The 22376-nt window shown below is 67.4% G+C and carries 23 protein-coding genes; 8 read left to right on the forward strand and 15 right to left on the reverse strand.

The genetic code is table 11. The features are described 5' to 3' along the window. The first annotated feature begins 10 nt into the window (after positions 1-10). Positions 11-532, forward strand: a complete 522-nt coding sequence (soxR, locus tag AB0I81_RS08800; RefSeq protein WP_360652349.1) for a redox-sensitive transcriptional activator SoxR — start codon at positions 11-13, stop codon at positions 530-532. Here the strand turns inward: soxR and AB0I81_RS08805 are convergent. Then, positions 489-953, reverse strand: coding sequence for a universal stress protein (locus AB0I81_RS08805; protein WP_360652352.1), 465 nt, complete (start codon positions 951-953; stop codon positions 489-491). The genes soxR and AB0I81_RS08805 overlap by 44 nt on opposite strands. Positions 954-1057: 104 nt before the next feature. Here AB0I81_RS08805 and AB0I81_RS08810 point away from each other — a divergent pair, with 104 nt between their 5' ends. Continuing rightward, positions 1058-1594, forward strand: a complete 537-nt coding sequence (locus tag AB0I81_RS08810; protein WP_360652355.1) for a GtrA family protein — start codon at positions 1058-1060, stop codon at positions 1592-1594. A 5-nt stretch (positions 1595-1599) separates the two neighbouring features. On the opposite strand, the gene AB0I81_RS08815 is transcribed toward AB0I81_RS08810, so the two are convergent. After that, on the reverse strand, positions 1600-5661 hold the full coding sequence (locus AB0I81_RS08815; RefSeq protein ID WP_360652358.1) for a replicative DNA helicase: 4062 nt from the start codon (positions 5659-5661) through the stop codon (positions 1600-1602). A 9-nt stretch (positions 5662-5670) separates the two neighbouring features. On the opposite strand from AB0I81_RS08815, the gene AB0I81_RS08820 reads away from it, so the two are divergent. Further along, positions 5671-6972: an MATE family efflux transporter gene (locus tag AB0I81_RS08820; protein ID WP_360652361.1), complete on the forward strand. Its 1302-nt coding sequence runs from the start codon at positions 5671-5673 to the stop codon at positions 6970-6972. A gap of 70 nt (positions 6973-7042) precedes the next feature. Next, the gene (locus tag AB0I81_RS08825) at positions 7043-8533 is read left to right on the forward strand and encodes an amino acid permease (protein ID WP_360652364.1); all 1491 of its coding nucleotides are present in this window, start codon (positions 7043-7045) and stop codon (positions 8531-8533) included. 6 nt (positions 8534-8539) lie between these two features. Here the strand turns inward: AB0I81_RS08825 and AB0I81_RS08830 are convergent, their stop codons facing one another. The 8 genes from AB0I81_RS08830 to rpsF all read right to left on the reverse strand — a co-directional run bounded on the left by AB0I81_RS08830 (position 8540) and on the right by rpsF (position 13297). After that, positions 8540-9283 carry an amino acid ABC transporter ATP-binding protein gene (locus AB0I81_RS08830; RefSeq protein ID WP_360652367.1) on the reverse strand — a complete coding sequence of 248 codons (744 nt, stop codon included), beginning with the start codon at positions 9281-9283 and terminating at the stop codon, positions 8540-8542. Next, positions 9280-10122: an amino acid ABC transporter permease gene (locus tag AB0I81_RS08835; RefSeq protein WP_360652370.1), complete on the reverse strand. Its 843-nt coding sequence runs from the start codon at positions 10120-10122 to the stop codon at positions 9280-9282. Before AB0I81_RS08835 ends, AB0I81_RS08830 begins: the two co-directional genes overlap by 4 nt. Then, positions 10119-10277, reverse strand: a complete 159-nt coding sequence (locus AB0I81_RS08840) for a hypothetical protein (protein ID WP_360652373.1) — start codon at positions 10275-10277, stop codon at positions 10119-10121. The genes AB0I81_RS08835 and AB0I81_RS08840 overlap by 4 nt, the downstream gene beginning before the upstream one ends. Further along, positions 10274-11056 carry an ABC transporter substrate-binding protein gene (locus AB0I81_RS08845; protein ID WP_360652375.1) on the reverse strand — a complete coding sequence of 261 codons (783 nt, stop codon included), beginning with the start codon at positions 11054-11056 and terminating at the stop codon, positions 10274-10276. The genes AB0I81_RS08840 and AB0I81_RS08845 overlap by 4 nt, the downstream gene beginning before the upstream one ends. A 536-nt stretch (positions 11057-11592) precedes the next feature. Then, on the reverse strand, positions 11593-12039 hold the full coding sequence (gene rplI / locus AB0I81_RS08850) for a 50S ribosomal protein L9 (protein WP_360652378.1): 447 nt from the start codon (positions 12037-12039) through the stop codon (positions 11593-11595). A 14-nt stretch (positions 12040-12053) separates the two neighbouring features. Further along, positions 12054-12290 carry a 30S ribosomal protein S18 gene (gene rpsR, locus AB0I81_RS08855; RefSeq protein WP_020543048.1) on the reverse strand — a complete coding sequence of 79 codons (237 nt, stop codon included), beginning with the start codon at positions 12288-12290 and terminating at the stop codon, positions 12054-12056. Between the two features lie 64 nt (positions 12291-12354). Next, positions 12355-12927, reverse strand: a complete 573-nt coding sequence (locus AB0I81_RS08860) for a single-stranded DNA-binding protein (RefSeq protein WP_360652383.1) — start codon at positions 12925-12927, stop codon at positions 12355-12357. Between the two features lie 79 nt (positions 12928-13006). After that, positions 13007-13297, reverse strand: a complete 291-nt coding sequence (gene rpsF, locus AB0I81_RS08865) for a 30S ribosomal protein S6 (protein ID WP_360652386.1) — start codon at positions 13295-13297, stop codon at positions 13007-13009. Between the two features lie 186 nt (positions 13298-13483). Between rpsF and AB0I81_RS08870 the strand changes: the two genes are divergently transcribed. After that, the gene (locus AB0I81_RS08870; RefSeq protein WP_360652389.1) at positions 13484-13807 is read left to right on the forward strand and encodes a hypothetical protein; all 324 of its coding nucleotides are present in this window, start codon (positions 13484-13486) and stop codon (positions 13805-13807) included. A 77-nt stretch (positions 13808-13884) separates the two neighbouring features. Here AB0I81_RS08870 and AB0I81_RS08875 read toward each other — a convergent pair whose 3' ends face one another. Further along, a complete protein-coding gene (locus tag AB0I81_RS08875) occupies positions 13885-14061 on the reverse strand; it encodes a hypothetical protein (protein ID WP_360652392.1) in 177 nt (58 codons plus the stop codon). Between the two features lie 139 nt (positions 14062-14200). Between AB0I81_RS08875 and AB0I81_RS08880 the strand changes: the two genes are divergently transcribed. Next, positions 14201-14944, forward strand: coding sequence for a deoxyribonuclease IV (locus AB0I81_RS08880; protein ID WP_360652396.1), 744 nt, complete (start codon positions 14201-14203; stop codon positions 14942-14944). Between the two features lie 94 nt (positions 14945-15038). Here the strand turns inward: AB0I81_RS08880 and AB0I81_RS08885 are convergent, their stop codons facing one another. The 4 genes from AB0I81_RS08885 to AB0I81_RS08900 all read right to left on the reverse strand — a co-directional run bounded on the left by AB0I81_RS08885 (position 15039) and on the right by AB0I81_RS08900 (position 20611). Further along, complete coding sequence (locus AB0I81_RS08885; protein ID WP_360652400.1) at positions 15039-16103, reverse strand: mannosyltransferase family protein; 1065 nt, start codon at positions 16101-16103, stop codon at positions 15039-15041. After that, positions 16100-17434 (reverse strand): glycosyltransferase 87 family protein, encoded by a 1335-nt coding sequence (locus AB0I81_RS08890; protein ID WP_360652404.1) that lies wholly within the window; start codon positions 17432-17434, stop codon positions 16100-16102. The genes AB0I81_RS08885 and AB0I81_RS08890 overlap by 4 nt, the downstream gene beginning before the upstream one ends. Beyond that, positions 17431-19941, reverse strand: coding sequence for a transglycosylase domain-containing protein (locus AB0I81_RS08895; protein ID WP_360652407.1), 2511 nt, complete (start codon positions 19939-19941; stop codon positions 17431-17433). The genes AB0I81_RS08890 and AB0I81_RS08895 overlap by 4 nt, the downstream gene beginning before the upstream one ends. A 229-nt stretch (positions 19942-20170) precedes the next feature. Continuing rightward, on the reverse strand, positions 20171-20611 hold the full coding sequence (locus AB0I81_RS08900; protein ID WP_360652410.1) for a DUF5318 family protein: 441 nt from the start codon (positions 20609-20611) through the stop codon (positions 20171-20173). 80 nt (positions 20612-20691) lie between these two features. Here AB0I81_RS08900 and AB0I81_RS08905 point away from each other — a divergent pair, with 80 nt between their 5' ends. Both AB0I81_RS08905 and AB0I81_RS08910 read left to right on the forward strand, forming a co-directional pair. After that, entirely contained in the window at positions 20692-21282 is a 591-nt protein-coding gene (locus AB0I81_RS08905) for a PadR family transcriptional regulator (RefSeq protein WP_360652413.1), read from the forward strand. Between the two features lie 13 nt (positions 21283-21295). After that, positions 21296-22375: an inositol-3-phosphate synthase gene (locus tag AB0I81_RS08910; RefSeq protein WP_360652416.1), complete on the forward strand. Its 1080-nt coding sequence runs from the start codon at positions 21296-21298 to the stop codon at positions 22373-22375. Position 22376: the final 1 nt, after the last annotated feature.

Here is a 22376-nt window from a genome sequence, read left to right on the forward strand (position 1 = left end):
AGCTCCAGGTATGACCACGGTCGCCTGGAACTCCAAAGAACTGACGGTCGGCCAGCTCGCCGAGCGAAGCGGCGTCGCCGTCTCCGCCCTGCACTTCTACGAGGCCAAGGGCCTGATCACCAGCCGGCGCACGGCCGGCAACCAGCGCCGCTACCCGCGTGACAGCCTGCGCAGGGTGGCCTTCATCAGGCTGGCGCAGCGCATCGGCATCCCGCTGAAGATCATCAAGGACGCCCTGGCCGAGCTGCCGAACGAACGCACCCCGACGCGGGACGACTGGGCCAAGCTGTCGGCGGCCTGGCAGAGCGAGCTGGACGACCGGATCGAGCAGCTCCAGCGGCTGCGCGACGACCTGACAGAATGCATCGGCTGCGGCTGCCTGTCGCTGGACCGGTGCCCCGTGGCCAACCCGCACGACCGGCTGGGCGAGGAGGGGCCGGGCGCGCGGCGCATCGACACCCGGATCTGCCCGCCTCAGAAGGGTTGCGTCAGTTGTGCGCAGCCGGAGGGTTCTTCGCCGGCGGCACGATGAGGGTGGGCCGGTGGGCGTGGTGCAACACGTGGTTGGAGACGCTGCCGAGCAGCACCGACCTCACCCCCGCCAGGCCGCGCGAACCCGTGACGATCAGCGAGGCGTCGATCTCGTCGGCCACGTCCACGATCGTCCGCCAGATCGACTCATTGTCGGCCACCGCCCGGTAGGTCACGTCCGCCAGCCCCGCGGCCACCGCCAGCTCCGCCCCCTCGCGGGCGTGCTGCTCGGCCTGGGCCTGCGCCTCGTCCTCGGTGTTCGGGTCGATCGCACCGGCGGCCAGCGGGTACTTCTTGAGCTGGACGAGCAGCGGCTCCCACACCGTCACGACGACCGTGGGCTCGGCGGTGAGGTGCTTGGCGGCGAACTCGATGGCGGCGCGCGAGTCGGCCGAGCCGTCATAGGCGATGAGGATGGTCATGGCGTTCTTCCCTTCGCTTCTGTCACTCGTTAGAGCACCGAATCGATCAGATGCCATCCCCGGGGCCGGTGTCTGGTTTGTCACATGTGCTGCAAAGATCAGGGATGCTCCGAACGGCAAAAGCAGTACTCGCAAGGCTGCCAGAACCGCTGTACACGCTCGCCCTCAAGCACCGTGAGCTGCTGAAGTTCGCGGTGGTGGGCGGAACAACGTTCCTGGTGGACAACGTGGTGTTCTACGGGCTGAAGCTGACCTTCCTGGAACCGAAACCGGTGACCGCGAAGATCATCGCGGTGCTGGTGGCCACGATCGTGTCCTACGTGTTGAACCGCGAATGGTCGTTCCGTGCCAGGGGCGGCCGCGAGCGCCGCCACGAGGCGGCACTGTTCTTCCTGGTCAGTGGCATCGGCCTGGTGCTCAGCTCCGCACCACTATGGATCTCCAGGTACGTGTTCGGCCTGGAGACCCCGGACGTGAGCCTGGTGACCCAGGAGATCGCCGACTTCGTGAGCGCGCAGATCATCGGCACGCTCGTCGCCATGGTCTTCCGCTTCTGGGCGTTCAGGAAGTGGGTGTTCCCCGACGAGAAAGCCCAGCCCGGCAGCCTGCGACCGGCTCCCGAGCCCGCTTCCCGTCGATGACCCGCTCAGTGCTGGGCCATGTCCACGAACCGGCTGTAGTGGCCCTGGAACGCCACCGTCACGGTCGCGGTGGGGCCGTTACGGTGCTTGGCCACGATCAGGTCGGCCTCGCCGGCTCTGGGTGACTCGGGCTCGTACGCGTCCTCCCGGTGCAGAAGGATGACCATGTCCGCGTCCTGCTCGATCGAGTTGTGCAGGCTGATGCCGTTCGCGATGAAATTGTGCGTTCCCAGCACGGTCGCGTCGTAGACTGCCTGCTCTCCCATTGATTCGATGGCGACGATCTCATCCCAGAAGACGTCATTCGTCGCGAGCAACTCCAGATCGGAGTCGTCGAGGACAGCCGCCACCCTGCCCAGCCGCTCTCGGCTGGGCGCATGCTTCCAGAGAGTGGTGCCGCAGTACTGCGTCTCCATGGCAGCGGCGTATGCGCGCTGGCTCATGCTCCGTTCGGCCAGCACCGCCTTGACGCGCGACCACACCTCCTTCGGCACGGTGTCGATGTTGGTGTTTCCGGTGAGGTCACGCAGCCGTCCGGCGCATTCCTCCGCGGACGTCTCGCGGTTGCCGTGCACACCGATCTCATCGAGGAAGCGCAACTGGTTCTCCGCGCCATAGATGTGCAACTGATAGCAGACGCGATGGGTGCCCTTACGGTTCTCGGTGACCTTGGTCATGATGTTGAACCTCAACAGCAGCCGAGCCACGTCGTCCACCAGGCGCCGACTCGTGGATGAGTAGTAGACCCGTGCCTGGTTGCCTGAACGATCCCACCAGACACATCCATCCGTCGCCCATAGGTGCCGCAGGAACAGCGCTGCCTGTCCTTTCGGCAGCGAAGACAGCCCGGCCGGCAGGAATTTCTCATGACTCCTCAGCCCGAACAGGCCAAGCCCATCAAGCCAAGCCGCGATCGGATTCCGCCTTCCGTGAGTGAGACGGTAGGGAGCGGGCAGCCGCAGGGAAGTGCATCTGGCGGCTTCGTGCTCGTCACGGACCGCCGTGACGCCGAACCGGCGGGCGGCGGCCCGCGTGACCGCGGTGAGATTCGCCTCATCGGTGCTGCTGTAGCGGATGGGCTGTCGGCGCACGAAGGATCCGTCGCCGATCAGATGCGCCAGCAGAACCAGCTCATCTTCGTCCCATTCGGCGAGATCGAGCGGCGCGGGCACATGCCTGGGCACGGCGACCCTGCTGCCCACATGCAGATCCTCCAGCGCCTGCCAGCCATCGTAGGTGAGGAACGGGTGATTGGCCGTCGCCTCGACTTCGCGTCCCGAACGCAGCCGTACGCGGTGAACCTGCCGCACGCCGCTCGGAAAAACGTGTGTCATCGTACGCGGGACCAGTTTGAGCCGGTCGTCCAGCGACCACACGGGGATGTCGCGCGCCCCGGACTCCAGCAACTCTCCCAGGGTGACCTCCGCCCCCGTGTCGGCTCGCATGATGCGGGTGGCAGCCGTCAAACATCCGGATTCGCGAAGGTCGCTGACCGCGGGGCGCTTGTCCGTACGTTGCTCGGGGCCACGGTTGAGCTGTGAGATCGCGATGACCGGCACCTCGAGCTCCTTGGCCAGCAGCTTGATGGCACGGGAGATCTCCGAGACCTCGTTCTGGCGGCTCTCGGTCTTCTTCGGCGAGCTCATCAGCTGGAGGTAGTCGATGACCACGAACCTGAGGTCGTTGCGTTGTTTGAGCCGCCGGCACTTGGCCCTGATCTCCATCATCGACATGTTGGGCGAGTCGTCGATGAACAGCGGTGCCTCGGCCACCTCGCTCATCCGGCGGGCCAGGCGGGTCCAGTCGTCGTCGGTCATCGAGCCCGAGCGCATGTGGTGCAGCGCCACCCTGGCCTCGGCGGAGAGCAGTCGCATGGTGATCTCGTTGCGCGACATTTCCAGGGAGAAGATGACGGTGGTCATCTGGTGCCTGATCGCCGCAGAGCGGGCGAAGTCCAGCCCCAGTGTGCTGTTGTGGGTGGGGACGCAAGATCTGCCGGCGAGATACATGTGGTCGTCGTTGTCGACCTCGACACAGCGAACCGGGCGTGACTCGATTGGCCGGACATCGACGATGTAGCGGACGCGGGTAGCCGGATGAGCCGTGCCGGACTGCCCGGACGTCTTGCGCGAGAGCCGGAAGACCGGGTCCGGAGTGGTGAAGTCGATCATGTAACAGATGGACGAATCCAGGGTGCGACCTTCGACCTGTTCGGTGCGCATGGTGGCCTTGTAGCCCAGGCTCAGGATGAGTTCCAGGGCGTCATGCGCGAGCCGCCGATTGGTGACGGCGAGCTGGATCTGTCCCCCGGTGTGGATGTATCCGTCGGTGTCGAGCAAACCCGCCAGCAGGTCGCGCCGCTGACTCTCCGATGCCCGCAGGTAAGGCGCCGGGATGTGCTTATCGTCCAGGACGCCCAAGCCACGCAGGATGGCCTGCAACGTGCCGTGATCGCGATGACCGGCCCGACAGCGCCGCGGTCCGCTTGAAGGCATCCCACCATATGTGGGCACAGGCTCCGCCCCGGGAAGGGCGAGATGGTAGGTGATGCCGGAACCCACCCTGGTGACGCGGAGCCCTTCGGACCTCAGGTTGTCGATGATCTCCGGATCGACCGTGGTGAACCGGGCTGTCGCACTGTGGCCATCGCCGAGCCAGACACCGAGCGCATAGGGAGACAACGGCAACTGTTTCTCGGCGAGTTGGAAGGGCGCGGCCACGGGCACCGCATGGTTCGGCCGCCCATCGGTTGCGCAACGCAGCGAGTCCGCGATCTGCTCGGTGGTGAACACGTCCTGGTGAACAGCCGTGGTGGCCGCATTGTCCGGCGTGACGGCACGCGCGTAGAGGGCTCCAAGGAGGGCCGCCGCCGGATATGCCGGCACATGTCGCGCCTGTCTGGCGGTGCGGGTCGTCGTACGCCACTGATGTTGAGCGTCGGCGACCAGCACCGTGCCGTCACTGAATTCCACCTCGTAGCACGGCCTTCCGCGCATCACCTCGGTCGCGGCGACCACCCTGGTCGGCTTGCCATCCGACCCGATGAGCTGATCACCGGCCTGCACCGCGCCCATCGTCGTCCAACCGGTGGGCGTGGGCAGTGGCGTGTCGAGGGCCAGCGCCTTGCCGATCGCGGGACGGGCGGCGACGACGATCATCTGGCCCGGGTGCAGGCCGTTGGTGAGCTGGTCGAGGTCCACGAAGCCGGTCGGCACGCCGACCATCTGGCCGCTGCGGCTGCCGATCGCCTCCAGTTCGTCGAGGGCGCCGGGCATGATGTCGGCCAGGGGCGCGTAGTCCTCGGACGTACGGCGCTCGGTGACCTGGTAGATCTCCGCCTGGGCGCGGTCCACGAGCTCGTCGACCTCTTCGTTCTGGCCGCCGTAGCCGAACGAGACGATGCGGGTGCCGGCCTCGATGAGGCGGCGCAGGATGGCCTGCTCGCGGACGATCTTGGCGTAGTAGCCCGCGTTGGCTGCGGTGGGCACGACGGCGGTGAGGGTGTGCAGATAGGCCGCGCCGCCCACCCTGGCCATCTCGCCGCGCTTCTGCAGTTCGTCGAAGACGGTGACCGCGTCGGCGGGCTCGCCCCGGCCGTAGAGGTCGGTGATGACGTCGTAGACCATCTGGTGCGCCGGGCGGTAGAAGTCGTCGGAGCGCAGGATCTCCACGACGTCGGCGATGGCGTCCTTGGACAGGATCATGCCGCCGAGGACCGACTGCTCCGCCTCGATGTTGTTGGGGGGCGTGCGTTCGAAACCTGGGCCTCCGCCGGCCTCTTCGTCAATGCTCACCGCGCCCCCTCGAACTCTTGCAAGCGGTCGCACCACCCCCACTTGTAGTCGACCGGTCTGACAGTTTCTCGGAGTCTCCGGCAGTCGGCAACGTGGCCTGTGGACAACCCTGTGGTCAAGCTGTGCACGATCGCGCCAAGGGTGTGAACGACCTGTGGACGGGGCTGGGGATAACTCTTGCGGATATCCACCGAAGGGCCTCCGACCAGGGCGAATAGTATCCACCGACTGTGGAGGAAAGAAAGTTGGCGCGACACGCCGTGTAAGTTCCATAATGGACGAATGCCCATTACCACCAGGGATAGGGAGATTCTGCGGCTCGCCGTGCCCGCTTTCGGGGCGCTGGTGGCCGAGCCGCTCTTCCTGCTCGCCGACTACGCCATCGTGGGGCACGCCCTCGGCACCACGGCGGTGGGCTCCCTGGGGCTGGCCGGCACGGTGCTGACGACCCTGATGAGCCTGTGCGTCTTCCTCGCCTACGGAACCACCGCCTCCGTCGCGCGCCAGTCAGGGGCGGGCGAACACGCGCGGGCCATGCGCAGCGGCGTGGACGGCATCTGGCTGGCGCTGGCACTCGGCGTCGCCCTGATCGTGGCGTGCTGGCCGCTGGCGCCGGCGATCGTGGACTGGTTCGGCGCGACGGGCACGCAGGCCGATCAGGCCGTCACGTACCTGCGCATCAGCCTGATCGGCGCGCCCGGCATGCTGGTCGTGCTGGCGGGGACCGGCGTGTTGCGCGGGCTGCAGGACACGGTGACGCCGCTGGTGGTGGCCGTGGGGTCGTTCGCGCTGAACGCCGGCCTGAACGCCTGGTTCGTGATGGGGCTGGGCTGGGGCATCGCCGGGTCGGCGTGGGGGACGGTGCTGGCCCAGACCGCGGGGGGCGCGGTCTACCTCGTGGTGGTGGCGCGGGGGGCGCGGCGGCTGGGGACGTCGCTGGCTCCGGAACTGGCCGGGATCAGGCAGGCCGGCACGGCGGGGTTCGCGTTGTTCGTACGTACGGCCTGCCTGCGGATCGTGTTGCTGGCCGCCACCGTCATCGCCACCAGGATGGGCGAGGCGGAACTGGCCGCGTACGCGCTGGCCACCCAGGTGTGGACGCTGCTCGCCTTCGCGCTGGACGCCATCGCCATCGCGGGACAGGCCATCACCGGGCGCGCGCTCGGCGCCGGGGACATCGCCGCCACCAAGGACGCCACCAGGCGGATGGTGCAGTGGGGCGTCTGGTCGGGGATCGTGCTGGGGTTGCTCGTCGTGGCGGCCCGGCCGGTGCTGCCCGGGCTGTTCGACGCCGATCCGCGGGTCGCCGGGCTGCTGCTGGACCTGTTGTGGCCCGTCGCGTTGTTCCAGCCCATCTGCGGGGTGGTGTTCGTGCTGGACGGCGTGCTGATCGGGGCAGGGGATCAGCGGTATCTGGCCTGGGCCGGGGTGTGGACGACGCTGGCGTACCTGCCCGCCGCCCTGCTCGCGTCGGGGTACGGCGTGGTCGCGCTCTGGTGCGCGCTGGGGGTGTGGATGGCGGCGCGCCTGATCACCCTGGCACGCCGGGCGGCAGGCACCGCCTGGCTGATCACCGGCACATAGTAACCGTCCTGTGCTTGCTGTTGTCCAAGGGGTGAGACATGGTGGGCGGGTTCCCTGAGCGGGGGGTTCCTTGTCCACGAGTACGCGAAGTCAGATCCTGCGGAAACTGCCGCCTACCGAGGCGACCGGCCTGCGTACGGGCGCGCGGCACAGCCTGGCCGAGCTCTACCGTCCTGCCGACCTGGTCGTGCTCGGACTCGGCGTGATGATCGGCGCGGGCATCTTCAGCATCGCCGGCGAGCAGGCGGCCACCACGGCCGGCTCGGGAGTGATTCTCTCCTTCATGATCGCGGGCATCGCGTGCCTGCTCGCCTGCCTGTGCTACGCCGAGCTGTCCTCCACGATGCCGACCTCCGGCAGCGCCTACACCTTCACCTACGTCATCTTCGGCGAGGTCTGGGCGTGGATCATCGGCTGGGCGCTGATCCTGGAGCTGCAGTTCGCCGCCGCGGTGGTGGCCAGGGCCTGGGGTGCGATCGCGGTCGGGGCGATCGCCAACTTCGGCGTCACCCTGCCTGCCGCGGACCTCGTGCAGGACCTGCTGGTGCTGGTGATCCTGGTGCTGCTCACGGGCATCGTGGCGATGGGCGGGCGGATCGGGCTGCGGGCGTTGTGGATCATGGTGGCGGCCAAGCTGCTGGCCATCGGGGCGGTCATCGTCGTCGGCGTGACGCACATCGACGCGGCCAACTTCGGTGACTTCGTCGTGCCGCCGAAGACGCTGGACACCGCACCCGCCACCGTACTGGAGATCTTCCTCGGGGAGAGCCAGGCGTTCGGCTGGTTCGGGATCTTCGCGGCGGCCTCGGCCATCGCGTTCGCCTACATCGGGTTCGACATCGTGGCGACCTCCGCCGAGGAGACCGTGAACGCGCCCAAGGCCGTGCCGAAGGGCATGATCCGCAGCCTGGTGGTCGCCACCGTCATCTACCTCTCGGTGGCGCTGGTCATGGTGGGCATGGTGTCGTACACGCGGATCTCCGTCTCGGCGCCGCTGGCCAGCGCGTTCCGTGCGGTGGGCGTGGACTGGATGGTGCACGTGATCGACGCGGGCGCGGTGCTCGGGCTGACCACGGTGATCCTGGTGCTGATCGTGGGGCAGACGCGGGTGTTGTTCTCCATGGCCCGCGACGGGCTCATTCCCCGCGGCCTGGCCAAGGTCAGCCGCCGCTACCACACGCCGACGCGGGTGACGCTGGTGATCGGGCTGGTGGCGATCGTGCTGGCCGAGTTCGTGCCGGTGCTGACGATGCAGCAGCTCGTGGTGATCGGGACGCTGTTCGCCTTCGCGTTCGTGGCGGCGGGGGTGATCGTGATGCGGCGGCGCATGCCGTACCTGGAGCGCGGCTTCCGCGTGCCGCTCTCACCGCTGCTGCCAGCGCTGTCGCTGCTGGCCACGCTCTGGCTGATGGTGAACCTGCGCGTGCTGACCTGGGCGTGGTTCGCCCTGTGGATGGCCTTCGGCCTGGTCGTCTACCTCCTGTACGGCCGCCGCCACAGCCTCCTGGCCCGCCCTGTCACCCCGCCCCCCAGACATCCCCACGGACGGCACCGACGCTGAATCCGTTCAGAACCGCCCGGACTCCAGCACGCTGCTCAGGAACTCCCGGGTTCGCGGGTGCTCCGGCGCGGAGAAGATCTGCTCGGGCGGTCCCTGCTCCAGGAGCACGCCGCCGTCGAGGAAGCACACCGTGTCCGAGATGTCCCGGCAGAAGCCCATCTCGTGTGTCGTCAGGATCATCGTCATGCCCGACTCCTTGAGCTCCCTGATGATCCCCAGCACCTCCACCACCAGCTCGGGGTCGAGCGCCGAGGTGACCTCGTCGAGCAACATCAGGGCCGGTTGCGTGGCCAGCGCCCTGATGATGGCCACCCGCTGCTGCTGGCCGCCGGAGAGCTGGTCGGGGTAGGCCCGCGCCTTCTCCGCCAGCCCGAACTTGCCCAGCAGCCCGCGCGCCTGCTCCTCGGCCTCCCCCTTGGCCACTTTGTGCACCTGGCGGGGCGCCAGCGTGATGTTGTCCAGCACGGTCATGTGCGGGAACAGGTTGAACTGCTGGAACACGATGCCGAGCCGCCTGCGCACCTGGTCCACGTTCACCCGGGGGTCGGTGATCTCCTCGCCGTCGAGGTAGATGGCGCCGTCGTCCACGGTCTCCAGCAGGTTGACGCAGCGCAGCAGCGTGGACTTGCCCGACCCCGACGCTCCGATCAGGCTCACCACCTCATGCGGCCGCACCTCCAGATCGACACCGCGCAGCACACTGTGCCCGTGGAAGTTCTTCCACACCCCCTCGACGGTCAGCACACTCATGCTCCACGCCTCCTGCGCGTACGTGCGGCCAGATGGTCGGTGAGCCTGGCCATGGGAATCGTGAGCAGGATGAACAGCAGCGCGGAGGCCAGGTAAGGGGTGTAGTTGAAGGTGTCGTACGCGTGGATCTGCGCCTGCCTGAGCGCCTCCAGCGGCCCGATCGTGGCCACCAGTGCCGTGTCCTTCTGCAACGAGACGAAGTCGTTCAGCAGCGGCGGCACGACCCGGCGGGTGGCCTGCGGCAGCACCACGAACCGCATGGTCTTGAGGTGGCTGAGCCCGAGCGAGCGCGCCGCCGCCACCTGGCTCGGATGCACCGACTCGATGCCTGCCCTGAACACCTCCGCCACGTACGCGCCGTAGGACAGCGTCAGCGCGATGATGCCCAGCGTCGCCAGGTCGGTCGGGATGCCCTGCAACCGCAGCGCCGGCAGCCCGAACCCGACCACGTAGATCACCAGGATCGTCGGCACACCGCGGAAGACGTCGGTGTACACCGTGGCCAGGGCCCTGATCGGGAAGAACGCCGGCGTCCTGATCCCCCTGGCCAGCGCCACCAGCAGCCCGACGGCGAGGATCAGCACCTCCGCGATCAGGAAGATCTTGATGTTGAGCAGGAACCCGCTCAGCACGTCCGGCAGCGCCGCGACGAACTGCTCACCGTCGAGAAACTTCTCCCGTACCCGCTCCCAGCCCGGCGAGTTCGTGACCCCCCAGACGACCAGCACACCGAAGACGATCGTGGAGGCCGTGGCGATGGAGGCCGAGCGGCGGGCGCGCGACCTGCGCACCCGCTCCCGCTGGACCTGCCGCTCCGACTTGACCCACTCGCTCGTCACAGCTCGTCCAGCCCGGTCCACTGGTGCAGCCTGGTCCACTCGCCCAGCTTGACCCGATCGGTCAGCTTGGTCAGCTTGGTCCGATCGGTCAGCTCGGTCCGATCGGTCAGCTCGGTCAGCTTGGTCAGCTTGGTCAGCTTGGTCCGCTCGGTCATCGCAGTTCGGGTGCGCCCGCCGCCGAGCCGAGCCACTGCTGCTCGATCTTGGTCAGCTCGCCCTTGCTCTTGAGCGCCTCGACGGCCTTGTCCACACAGGGCTTGATCGTGCTGCCCTTCTCCATGACCAGCCCGAACTCCTCGGGCGCGCCGCCCGTCGAGCTGAACTGGCCCACGATCGTGGAGTTCTCCACCTGCGCGGCCGTCACGTAGAACGCCGTCGGCAGGTCCACGACCACCGCTTCCACCTGCTTGTTCTTCAACGCGTTCACGACGTCGAGCTGGTCGTTGTAGACGTTGGGGTCGTCGGCGGGCTTGATGACCTCCTTGACCGCGCTCAGCGAGGTCGTCCCGACCTGTACGCCGATCTTCGCGTCCTTCAGCTCGGCCAGGCTCTTGGCCTTGGCGTACTTCCCGCCCTCGGCGGCGACGACGGCCTGCTTGACGGTGTAGTACCCCTTGCTGAAGTCGACCGCCTCGGCCCGCTTGTCCGTGATCGAGACCTGGTTGATGTCGAAGTCGAACTGCTTGTCCCCCGGCGCGAACGCGGAGTCGAACTTGACGGTGCTCCACTGCACCTCAGTGCGGTCGAAGCCCAGCTCCCCCGCCACGGCGAAGGCCACCGCACCCTCGAACCCCTGCCCATTACTCGGGTCGTCGTCCTTGAACCAGGGCTCGAAGGCGGGCTTGTCGGTGCCGATGGTCAGCTTGCCCTGGCTGACGAGCTGGAGCTGATCCTTGGTGCAGGCCGTCGTGGGTGCGGCGACCGTGTCATCCACAGGCGCACAGCCGACCACGGCCACAGCCAACGCGAACAGCATCAAAGGGCGAGCGGCCATGGCCTTGCCTCCAGGGGGAACGCGCAAAGAACGAACGTATTCTACGCCGCCCGTGTCGGGAATCCCGTGGCCAGGGTGCCCCCAACCACGGCAATCGGCCCACTTTGGGCTCGCGTAACGGCGCTCAGCCGGTGAAGGGTTCAGCGGCCGTTTCCTGGAGGGCCATCAGCCGAAGTGCGGCGGGTGGCGAGCCGCCGCCGGCCGTAAAGGAAAGCAAAGAAGTCCAAGTACGGCGGGTGGCGAGCCGCCGCCGGCCGTAAAGGAAAGCAAAGACGTCCAAGTACGGCGGGTGGCGAGCCACCGCCGGCCGTAAAGGAAAGCGAAGAAGTCCGAGTGCGGCGGGTGGCGAGCCGCCGGCCGTAAATACAAGGGCGCCGCAAAGGGCCGTGAGCACAGAAGCCCTGAACACGTAGCCATCAGCACAGGCTGTGGAAACGCGAAGACCCCCGCGTGGAGCGGGGGCCTTCGAGGAGCAACTAGCCCGCCACGACTTCCACGTCGATGGAGGCGGATACCTCCGGGTGGAGCTTGACGGTCACCTTGTGGCTGCCGACGCTCTTGATCGGGTTGACGATCTCGATGCGGCGGCGGTCCAGCAGCGGCCCGCCGGCGGCCTTGACCGCGTCGGCGATGTCGCCCGTGGTGATCGAGCCGAACAGGCGGCCCGAGTCGCCCGCGCGGGTGGTCAGGCGCACGCGCAGCGCGCCGAGCTGACCGGCGACCTCCTTGGCGGTGCCCAGGTCGCGGATCTCGCGGGCGTCGCGAGCCTTGCGGATCGTCTCGATCTGCTTCTCGGCGCCCCGGGTCCAGCGCATGGCGTAGCCGCGCGGGATGAGGTAGTTACGGCCGTAGCCGTCCTTGACCTCGACGACGTCGCCAGGGGTGCCGAGGCCGGAGACCTCGTTGGTGAGGATGAGCTTCATATCGACAGTCCTCCTTAGCGCGCGGTGCTCGTGTAAGGCAGCAGAGCCACCTCACGGGCGTTCTTGATCGCGGTCGCCACGTCGCGCTGGTGCTGGGTGCAGTTGCCCGTCACCCGGCGCGCACGGATCTTGCCACGGTCGGAGATGAACTTCCGCAGCAGGGCCGTGTCCTTGTAGTCGACGTAGGAGATCTTGTCGTGGCAGAACAGGCAAACCTTCTTCTTGGGCTTGCGCAGTGCCGGCTTTGCCATCGTGGTGCTCCTTTCAGAGCCCCGCCTTCAGGGCGGGAATGGACTCGGGCTTTCAGTACTGGATTTAGAAAGGCGGTTCGTCGCTGAAGTCGTTGCCCCCACCGCCGCCGAAGCCGCCGCCGCCCTGCTGGCCGCCGCCGCCGCCTCCGCCGAAGCCGCCGCCACCGCCGCCGCCCTGGTAGCCGCCGCCCTGAGGCGGGGCGGGCGACGCGGAGGCCCACGGGTCATCGGCCGGGCCGCCGCCGAAGCCGCCACCGCCGCCACCCTGACGGGAGGTGCGGTTGACCTTGGCGGTGGCGTTGCGCAGAGACGGGCCGACCTCGTCGACCTCGACCTCGTAGACCGTGCGCTTCTCGCCTTCCTTGGTCTCGTAAGACCGCTGCTTGAGCCGCCCCTGAACGATGACCCGCATGCCGCGCTGGAGGCTCTCGGCGGCGTTCTCCGCCGCCTGCCGCCAGACGTTGCAGGTCAGAAAGAGGCTCTCGCCATCCTTCCACTCGTTGGTCTGTCGATCCATGAACCGCGGAGTGGACGCGATGCGGAATCGAGCCACCGCTTGCCCCGTCGGGGTGAAGCGCAGCTCCGGGTCGTCGACCAGGTTGCCGACGATGGTGATTACGGTGTCGCCTGCTGCCATGGCTAGCGCTCGCCTTCCTGCACGCCTTCGCTTGGGTTACGGCTCAGAGTACGGGGCTGGTCCGACAAAAAGTCGGAGGTCAGTGCGCGTCAGGACGCAGGACCTTGGTACGCAGGATCCCCTCGTTGAGGTTCATCTGCCGGTCGAGCTCCTTGACCGTCGCGGGCTCCGCGGACAGGTCGATGACGGCGTAGATGCCTTCCGACTTCTTGTCGATGTCGTAGGCGAGACGGCGACGGCCCCAGACGTCGACCTTCTCCACGGTGCCGCCGTCGTTGCGGACCACGGTGAGGAACTGGTCGAGGGACGGGGTGACCGTGCGCTCATCGAGCGAAGGGTCCAGAATGACCATTACTTCGTAACGACGCATGCGGGACTCCAACCTCCTCTGGACTCTTGCGGTCACGACACTCTGCCGTGACAGGAGGACGCTGACGTCTGAACCCGGGTGGCCCCTTTCGGCACCCCGGGATGATGGATCAACCATCACAACGCAGCGTGCCCAGGTTACCAGCCGCGGATAGGTGGGAAGGCATGTAGGAAACCTGAGGGAGTGGTGACTGTGCCACATGTGCTGCAGCCTTCCGAGAGCGGGCGCTTCAGGCTCACGCTCAATCCGGACGGGCGTCCACACCCGGTCGAGAACGTTCTGGCCGTGCTCACGCTCGTCTGCGGCGTGGTGGCCTTCGTGTCCACGTTCTGGACCTCCGCCCACATGATCGCATCCTGGGTCGGCACGCTGGGCTTCGGCGTCGGCCTCTATTCGCAGTACATCTCGGCGACGACGCCGCAGCGCTCGCTGAACATCGTCGGGCTGGTGGGCTCGTTCGTGGGGGCCGCGCTCGGCATCGCCCACGGCGGCTTCCTGCCGCACGCGTAACGCCGCCTCCGTAACGCCGCCCCCGTACAGGGAAACGGCCCCGGGGAAGCGCATTCCGGGGCCGTTCGATATGGGGCTCACCCGATGTGCAGATCGATCCCGAGCAGGACCAGGAACCACAGGCCCACGGCGAGCAACGCCTCCGCGAGATCCCTGAGCAGTCCCGGCGTGATGTAGTCGTACACCCAGGCGACGTAGATTCCTACGATGACGTAGATCAGGACGATCAGCGCTCGTAAGCGCCAGCGGCTCATATGAGTTCTCTCCTCAGCGGGTAGGCATTCCCTCCCGACTGCCCTGAGCTGGGTAGGGGGTCACTCCCGACTGCCCCGGCCGGCTCCCGTCAAACGCGTCGCAGGCAGTACGCGCGGAGCTGCGGATAAGCTCGGTCACATGGTGCGCATCGGAGCTCATGTCGATCAGGACGACCCCGCCGCCCACGCCGCGGAGGTGGGGGCCGAGGTGGTGCAGTTCTTCCTCGGCGACCCGCAGGGCTACGACAAGCCCGTGCTGCCCGCCAAGCCGGTCGAGGGTGTGGACATCTACATCCACGCCCCGTACCTGATCAATGTGGCGACCACCAACAACCGCATCAGGATCCCCAGCCGCAAGCTGCTGGAGCAGCACCTGAAGGCGGCCGCGGGGCTCGGCGCCAAGGGTCTGATCGTGCACGGCGGCCACGTCAACAAGAACGACGATCCACAGGTCGGCTTCGACAACTGGCGCAAGGTGTTCGAGCGCATGGAGTGCCCGATCCCCGTGCTGATCGAGAACACCGCGGGCGGCGGCAACGCGATGGCACGCAAGCTGGAGCGCATCGCCCGGCTCTGGGAGTCGCTCGACGGGTTCGACGTGGGCTTCTGCCTCGACACCTGCCACGCCCACGCCGGCGGCGAGGAGCTGGTCGGCGTGGTCGACCGGGTCAAGGCCATCACCGGCCGCATCGACCTGGTCCACTGCAACGACTCGCGCGACGACTTCGACTCCGGCGCCGACCGGCACGCCAATCTGGGCAGCGGGAAGATCGACCCGGAGCTGATCCTGGCGGTGTGCCGCGCGGCCGGCGCCCCGGTCGTGGTCGAGACGCCCGCCGAGGGCCAGGCGGCCGACATTGCCTTCCTGAGGAAGAACCTCTAGTTCCCCAGGAAGTTACACACAGCCTGTGGATAACTTATCTGGATTACCGAGACGAAAAAGTGGGTACAGCGCGCCGCCAGGCCCTTCCCCGGCGTCATCCCGCCCACCCGCCGTCCAGGAAACGACCGGCGTTGACCAGCATGAGAGGGCCGGAGATCAGCGCGTACAGCACGATCACCCACGTCCGCCTGGTCGCGACCTTGGCGATCAGTATCCACAGCGGAAACCACAGCAGCAGCGAGCGCGGGATGGACAGGTAGTACGCCGACGTCATCAGCGCCAGCGCCTGTGTGCCCCCGTAGACGGCCTCGCTCCACCGGCGCAGCACCAGCAGCCAGACCAGCGCCACCACGACCACCACGGCTCCGGCGATCTCCATCCGGAAGGCCACCGCGAAGTCGTCGGTGCCCATGGCCGAGCGCCAGGTCGTCAGCCACGCCTCCCACGGCCAGGCGAAGTCACGCCCCCAGCCGGCCTCCTGGGCGTGCTTCCAGGCCAGCCAGTCACCGGTCCTGCCGTAGTGGTAGGAGGAGTAGGCCGCCAGCGGCACGAACGGCACGACCAGCCACCCCGCCCGCCGCGCGGGCCCCCTCTGCATGACGAACTCCACCACCAGCGCCACCGCGAGGAACAGCCCGGTGATCCGCACGCACGAGGCCCCGGCGGCCAGCAGCACCGCCGTCGGCCAGTTGCCCTTCCTGGCGGCCAGCCACGCCGGAATGGCGAAGGCCAGGAAGAGCGACTCGCTGTATCCCGCGGCCAGGAACACCGCCATCGGGAAGAGCAGCAGCGCCAGCACGGCCTGCCAGCCGGAGGCGCCCTCGGCCTCGGCCAGCCGGGCCAGCGCCACCATGGCCACCGCTCCCGAGACGAGCGAGACCAGCAGCCCGGCCGCCGCCCAGTCCGGTACCACCAGGTGCACCAGCCGCAGCGCCGCAGGAAGTCCGGGGAAGAACGCCGGCAGGCCCTCGTCCGCGGGCTGGCCGGGTTCGCCGTCATAGCCGTAGCGGGCGATCGTGATGAACAGCGTGGCATCCCACTTGCGCCACTTGTCCGCGTACTCGCCGAGCGAGACGCCGAGCAGCGTCGCGATCAGCAGCCCGGTCCGCGAGCCGCACCACAACAGCAGCGCGTCGCGCGTGACCGAGCGGGTGATCATTTCAGCACGGAGCGCAGCGCCGTCTGCAGGGTGAACCGGTCGCGGGCGTCGTCGAACACGCCGCCCGCCTGGTCGTCGATGTCGGCTTGGCGCACCACGTCCCGGTCGGGCCGCAGGATGTCGTACACCACCATCGCCATCATGATGGCGATCGTGATGACCCGCCCCCACACGGCGGTGAAGTAGGTGTCGTCACCGATGCCCAGGTCGTCCCGGTCGAGCGGCGACTGGGAGAGCAGGTACAGCCAGATCGAGACGAAATACCAGACCTCGGCCAGCTGCCACAACGCCAGCGGCTTCCAGTTGGGCCTGGCCAGCACCGCGAAGGGCACCAGCCAGAGCACGAACTGCGGCGACCACACCTTGTTCGTCATCATGAACGCGGCCAGCGCCAGGAAGCAGATCTGCGCCAGCCGCGGCCTGCGCGGCGCGGCCAGCGTGAGCACGGCGATGCCCAGGCACATGAGGGCCAGCGTGGCCATGCCCAGCGTGCTCACGTCGACCTCGCCCAGTACCGGCCACTCCTTCTTCTGGAAGAACAGCCAGGGCGAGCCCCAGTCCACCCCGCGTTCCTGGGAGAAGACGTAGAACCTGCGCCAGCCGTCCCACGCGAAGATCATGAACGGCACGTTGACCACGAGCCACGTGCCCACGGCCGTACCCGCCGTGATCAGGAACGCCCGCCATCGCCCGGTACGCCAGGCGAGCAGGAACAACGCGCCCACGAACATCAGCGGATAGAACTTGGTCGCGATCGCCAGGCCCAGCAACACCCCGGCCAGCCCCAGCCGGCGCTGCTTCCAGGCCAGCAGCATGCCCATGGACAGCGCGCCGGCCACCAGGTCCCAGTTGATGTAGGCGGCCAGCACCACGGCGGGCGAGATGGCGTACCAGAGCGCGTCCCAGCGCCGCGTCGGGCCGGCCACCGCGGCCATCAGCAGCACGCCGGCCACGAGGCAGATGCCGAGCAGCAGCACCGTCAGGTCGTAGAAGCGGGTGGCCTGCGCGATCCTGTCAGGCTCGAACGCCCGCACGATCCAGCTGATCACCTGCATGACCTCGCCGAGCACCACCGGGTACTCGACCTGCTTGTCGAACGGCACCTGGGCGAAGTAGGGGTTCTCGGTCGCCAGCGCCCGGTCGAAGTAGAGCGGGTAGATGTCGCTGTAGCAGAAGTTCGTGTAGACGGTGACCTGGTCGTTCCAGCCGCCGGTGCGGCACGGCAGCCGCACGATGTACGCAAGGGTCGCCCCCAGGGCGGCGATGAGCCCCAGGGGCAGGTACGGAACGGCACGCGCCACCCAGGGGGCGCGTGCATCCGTGCTCGTCACTGGCCCTCTGGTCTGCTGTACATGGGGGCCGTACCCTGCCCGGAGAGCCCGTTCTGGTTGGGATCGCCGCCCTCGGGCACGCCGCTGTCGTCACTGCCGGTGTCACCGAGGCCGTCGCTGCTGGCGCCGTCGTCGACGTCGGGCTGCCCCTCTGGCAGGCCGGTGTCGGGGGTGTCGGTGCTCTCACAGTCGATGAGGCAGTCCTCGGTGGTCCCGTCGTCGAACGGGTTCTCCTCGTCGAACGGGTTCTCCGTGTCCTCCGGCGACTCCGTCGGCTTGGGCTCCGGGCTCGGCACGATGTTGTCGGCGTCACCGACGTCGGCCCGGTCGGGGAACTGCTCGACGGGCAGGTTCTCGTGGGCGAGCTGCATGAACTTCTGCCACACGATCGTGGGCGGGCCGGCGCCCTCGAAGCCCAGCGAGACCTCGTCCGGCCGGGTGTAGGGGTTGTTCATGTTGAACTTCTTGCTGCCCTTGCGCTCGTACGGGCAGTTGGAGTGCTCCGGCGGGACGATCTTGCCGGTCTTGGTCTTGCACTGCTCGCGGTAGAAGCCGACCGCGGTGGAGATCTGCGGCGTGTAGCCGACGAACCAGGCTTCCTTCTCGTCGTTGTTCGTGCCGGTCTTGCCGGCGGCCGGCCTGCTGCCCAGGCCCTTGCCCGCCGCGGTGCCGCCCGCCGCGAGCACCGACTGCATGGCGGTCGTGGAGTCGGCGGCGACCCCCGGGTCGATGACCTGCTTGGGGGTGGCCTGCTCGTCGTAGACCTTCTTGCCCTTCTGCTCGACCTTGAGCACCACGTGCGGGCGGATGTACTTGCCGCCGTTGGCGAACATCTGGTAACCGGCGGCCTGCTCCAGCGGCGTCACCAGCGCGCTGCCGATGGCGAACTGGTAGTGGTGCTCGGCGACGTCGTCGTCCATGCGCTTGGCGTTGAAGCCGGCCGCCTTGGTCAGGTTCTTGAGGTCGTCGAGCTGGTTGGGCAGCGCGTACGCCATCGACACGTACGCCGTGTTGACCGACGCGGCGGTGGCCTTGACCACGTCCACGGAGGCGCCGACGTTGTGGCTGTTGGTGATGCCGCCCTTCTGCTGGCCGGGCAGTTCCTTGGGCACCGTCTGGTTGCCGGGGACGTAGCTCTTGAGCGACTTCCCGGCCTGCAGCCAGGCGGCCAGCACGTACGGCTTGAACGCGGAGGCCGCCTGCTTCGTGGACTGGAAGGGCTCGTTCCACGGGTCGGTGAGGAAGTCGTCGCCTCCGTAGAAGGCCAGGACGCGTCCGTGCTTGGGATCCACCGCGGCCAGGCCGCCGTGGTACTCCGTGGACAGGTTGTAGGCCTTCATCGTGCTCTTGACCGCGGTCTGCGCGGCCTTCATGAGCTTCCTGTCGAAGGTCGAGACGATCTTGTAGCCGCCGCTCTTGACGGCGTCGTTGGTCAGGCCACGCGTCTCGAGCTCGTCCAGCACTTCCTTGACCATGTAGCCCCGAAGGCCGCCCAGGTCGTCGTTGCCGGCGGACTTCTTGGTCACGGGGAACTTGGCGGTCTGCGGGAGGTTGCCGTACTTCTCCGGCCACAGCTCGGCCATGTTCCTGATGACGTCTTTGAAGCGGTTCTGCAGCTCGGGTGAGTTGTGGTCCCAGTTCGGCTGCTGGATCCGCGCGGCGAGATAGGCGCCCTGCTCGGGGGTCAGCTTCGCGGCGGTGACGTTCTTGCCGGGGAAGTACGCCTTCGCCGCGGCCTGGACGCCGTAGGCACGGCCGAAGTTGATGGTGTTGAGGTAGTTCCTGAGGATGTCGTCCTTGGAGAGGGTCTCGTCGAGCTTGACCGCGACGAAGATCTCCATGACCTTCCGCTTGATCGACACTTCCTGGCTGAGGCCGTCGTAGTAGTTACGGGCCATCTGCTGGGTGATCGTCGAGGCGCCCTGGAGCTGCTGCCCGGTCGCGGTCATGTAGACGGAGCGGAACATGCCGGAGATGGAGATGCCGGAGTCCTCGTAGAACGTCTTGTTCTCGATGGCCACGGCGGCGTTCTTGACGTCCTCGTCCATCTGGGAGAGTTCGACGCTCTCGCGCTTGAAGCCGAGCCTGGCGATCGGGGTCTTGCCGTCGCGGTAGTAGATGGTGCTCTGCTCGGCGGTCGCCTCTTCCTGGGCGTTGGTCGGCACGGGCGTGTTGGCGTAGGCGACCATGACCATGCCGAACAGGCCCGCCGCGAGCACCACGGTGCCGGCCACGACGATCTTCCAGCTCGGGACGAACCTGCGCCAGCCGCCCCGGCCCTCGCCGCCCTTCTTCGTCGGCGGTCCGGGAGGCTCGGGCGGTTCACCGGAGCCGCGCCGGCGCGAACGGCGCGGCGCGTCGCTGACCATCGTCTCCTGGTTACTCACCGTGCGCGGGTTCTGACGCGCCCGCGAGCGTGGCGGCATCTCCTCCTGGTACTGCTCGGCACGCGGCGGGCGTTGCTGCGCACGCGTGGGAGGCGCCTCGTCGTACGGCTGCGCCGCCATGGCACCGGTCTGCTCGTACGCCGCTTCGGCACGGCGTGGCGGTGCCGCTCCCCAACTCGGGTCACCGGTTTGAGGTGGAGAACTCTGGGGCACAGAACGGGATGAGCTGGAGCGACGGCGCCTACCGGGGCGGGCCGATCCCTCATTCATGCTGTTACTCACACGTCCTCGCAACGTCGTCGGAACAGAAACGGCGGTTGGGCGTGAGGCTACTCGCCGCCCTCGGTGTTCACGCTTGTCCAGCGAGGTCAGGCGGTCCGTTCCCCAGGACGTACGAAACCGTCAGGTGATTCCAGGAACAACCTTGGCAGACCTCGACAACGTACACCCGGAACTCATCGTAATCATGAGCCATGGCGACGAGTTCTGATGTGACCTTTGCCTGACCGGCATGGCGGCCCAGAGAGTCTCCGTAGACATAGGTCACGTTGGTGACGTTCTCCTTTTCGCACACCGGGCAGGAGCGTTCGGTCGGCTCGCCGAAGTGGCGCGCCGCGCGAAGGAGGTAGGGCTGTGCGTCACAGACTTCGCCGCGCGAGGATCGCCCCGCGCGGATGGAGCGGACCACCGCCCGTTTCGCGAGGCCGTAATCCACCACCCTTCTCTGTGACCACATGAGCGCCAGACTACGGCGTTTTACCGATTCATCCCAACGCCTTGGCAGATTCATAGATTGCGGCCATATAGCGAGCCGACGTATCCTCAAGATGTATCGGCTCGATACATCGACGCGAGAGGGGGTCGGTTCCAGTGGTCAGCGGACAGGGCAGGGTGTTGGAGCTGGCCGTGCTCGGGTCGCTGCACGAGACGCCGCTACACGGCTATGAGCTGCGCAAACGGCTCAACGCCCTGCTGGGGATGTTCCGTGCGTTCTCCTATGGGTCGCTGTACCCCTGTCTGCGATCACTTCTGGCTCAGGGCCTCATCGCGGAGGAGCAGCCCGCTCCGTCCACGATCGTCGGCGGCCGGTCGAAAATCGTCTACAAACTGACCGCCGAGGGCAAGGAACGGCTGCAGGACATGCTCACGCAGGCCGGTCCCTCCGCCTGGGAGGACGAGAGCTTCGGCGTGCACTTCGCCTTCTTCCGTCACACCGAGGCCGAAGTGCGCCTGCGCATTCTCGAAGGCCGCCGCAGCCGGCTGGAGGAGCGGCTCGACTCGGTACGCACGGCACTGGCGCGCACGCGGGAGCGTCTCGACAGTTACACGCTCGAACTTCAACGTCACGGGCTGGAGTCCGTCGAACGCGAGGTGCGCTGGTTGAACGAGCTGATCGCAACGGAGCGTCGGGCCTCCTCAGAGGAGAGGCCCGAAAGAGATACCACGTCAACTGATGAGTAAGGGAGCGAGTGCGATGGGTTCGGTTCGCGTGGCCATTGTCGGTGTCGGCAACTGCGCGTCGTCGCTGGTCCAGGGCGTTCACTACTACAAGGACGCCGACCCGGAGATACGGGTGCCGGGCCTGATGCACGTGAGGTTCGGCGAATACCACGTGGGTGACGTCGAGTTCGTCGCCGCGTTCGACGTGGACGCCAAGAAGGTCGGCCGCGACCTTTCCGAGGCGATCGTCGCCAGCGAGAACAACACCATCAAGATCTGTGATGTGCCCCCCACGGGGGTGACGGTCCAGCGGGGCCACACCTTCGACGGTCTTGGCGAGTACTACCGGGAGATCATCGAGGAGTCCGACGAGGCGCCCGTCGATGTGGTCCGGGTGCTGAAGGACAACCGGGTCGATGTCTTGGTGTCGTACCTGCCCGTGGGCTCGGAGGAGGCCGACCGCTTCTACGCGCAGTGCGCGATCGACGCCAAGGTGGCGTTCGTGAACGCGCTGCCGGTCTTCATCGCCTCCGACCCGGTGTGGGCGCGGAAGTTCACCGAGGCCGGCGTGCCGATCGTGGGTGACGACATCAAGTCGCAGGTCGGCGCCACGATCACGCACCGCGTGATGGCCAAGCTGTTCGAGGACCGCGGGGTGGAGCTGCTGCGCACGTACCAGCTCAACGTCGGCGGCAACATGGACTTCATGAACATGCTGGAGCGCACCCGCCTCCAGTCCAAGAAGATCTCCAAGACGCAGTCGGTCACCTCGCAGATCCCGCACGAGATGGGCAAGGCCGACGTGCACATCGGGCCGTCGGACCACGTGCCGTGGCTGGACGACCGCAAGCTGGCGTTCGTGCGGCTGGAGGGCCGCTCGTTCGGTGACACGCCGCTGAGCCTTGAGTACAAGCTGGAGGTGTGGGACTCGCCGAACTCGGCGGGGATCATCATCGACGCGGTACGGGCGGCCAAGATCGCGCTCGACCGCGGGATCGGCGGGCCGGTCCTGTCGGCGTCCTCGTACTTCATGAAGTCGCCGCCCGAGCAGTACTCGGACGACGAGGCTCGTGAGTACGTCGAGAAGTTCATCCGGGGTGAGGTCGAGCGCTGAC

Source organism: Nonomuraea sp. NPDC050404 (assembly GCF_040655495.1).
Taxonomy (GTDB): Bacteria; Actinomycetota; Actinomycetes; order Streptosporangiales; family Streptosporangiaceae; genus Nonomuraea.

Excerpts from the sequence above, each read along its gene's own strand:
- AB0I81_RS08875 (WP_360652392.1), bottom strand. The coding sequence starts at position 14,061 with ATGAGCCGCTGGCGCTTACGAGCGCTGATCGTCCTGATCTACGTCATC.
- AB0I81_RS08910 (WP_360652416.1), top strand. The coding sequence starts at position 21,296 with ATGGGTTCGGTTCGCGTGGCCATTGTCGGTGTCGGCAACTGCGCGTCG.
- AB0I81_RS08860 (WP_360652383.1), bottom strand. The coding sequence starts at position 12,927 with ATGGCAGCAGGCGACACCGTAATCACCATCGTCGGCAACCTGGTCGAC.
- AB0I81_RS08815 (WP_360652358.1), bottom strand. The coding sequence starts at position 5,661 with ATGGAACTTACACGGCGTGTCGCGCCAACTTTCTTTCCTCCACAGTCG.
- rplI (WP_360652378.1), bottom strand. The coding sequence starts at position 12,039 with ATGAAGCTCATCCTCACCAACGAGGTCTCCGGCCTCGGCACCCCTGGC.
- AB0I81_RS08820 (WP_360652361.1), top strand. The coding sequence starts at position 5,671 with ATGCCCATTACCACCAGGGATAGGGAGATTCTGCGGCTCGCCGTGCCC.
- AB0I81_RS08885 (WP_360652400.1), bottom strand. The coding sequence starts at position 16,103 with ATGATCACCCGCTCGGTCACGCGCGACGCGCTGCTGTTGTGGTGCGGC.
- AB0I81_RS08805 (WP_360652352.1), bottom strand. The coding sequence starts at position 953 with ATGACCATCCTCATCGCCTATGACGGCTCGGCCGACTCGCGCGCCGCC.
- AB0I81_RS08895 (WP_360652407.1), bottom strand. The coding sequence starts at position 19,941 with ATGGCGGCGCAGCCGTACGACGAGGCGCCTCCCACGCGTGCGCAGCAA.
- AB0I81_RS08900 (WP_360652410.1), bottom strand. The coding sequence starts at position 20,611 with ATGAATCTGCCAAGGCGTTGGGATGAATCGGTAAAACGCCGTAGTCTG.
- AB0I81_RS08840 (WP_360652373.1), bottom strand. The coding sequence starts at position 10,277 with ATGACCGAGCGGACCAAGCTGACCAAGCTGACCAAGCTGACCGAGCTG.
- soxR (WP_360652349.1), top strand. The coding sequence starts at position 11 with ATGACCACGGTCGCCTGGAACTCCAAAGAACTGACGGTCGGCCAGCTC.
- AB0I81_RS08810 (WP_360652355.1), top strand. The coding sequence starts at position 1,058 with ATGCTCCGAACGGCAAAAGCAGTACTCGCAAGGCTGCCAGAACCGCTG.
- rpsR (WP_020543048.1), bottom strand. The coding sequence starts at position 12,290 with ATGGCAAAGCCGGCACTGCGCAAGCCCAAGAAGAAGGTTTGCCTGTTC.
- AB0I81_RS08880 (WP_360652396.1), top strand. The coding sequence starts at position 14,201 with ATGGTGCGCATCGGAGCTCATGTCGATCAGGACGACCCCGCCGCCCAC.
- AB0I81_RS08830 (WP_360652367.1), bottom strand. The coding sequence starts at position 9,283 with ATGAGTGTGCTGACCGTCGAGGGGGTGTGGAAGAACTTCCACGGGCAC.
- rpsF (WP_360652386.1), bottom strand. The coding sequence starts at position 13,297 with ATGCGTCGTTACGAAGTAATGGTCATTCTGGACCCTTCGCTCGATGAG.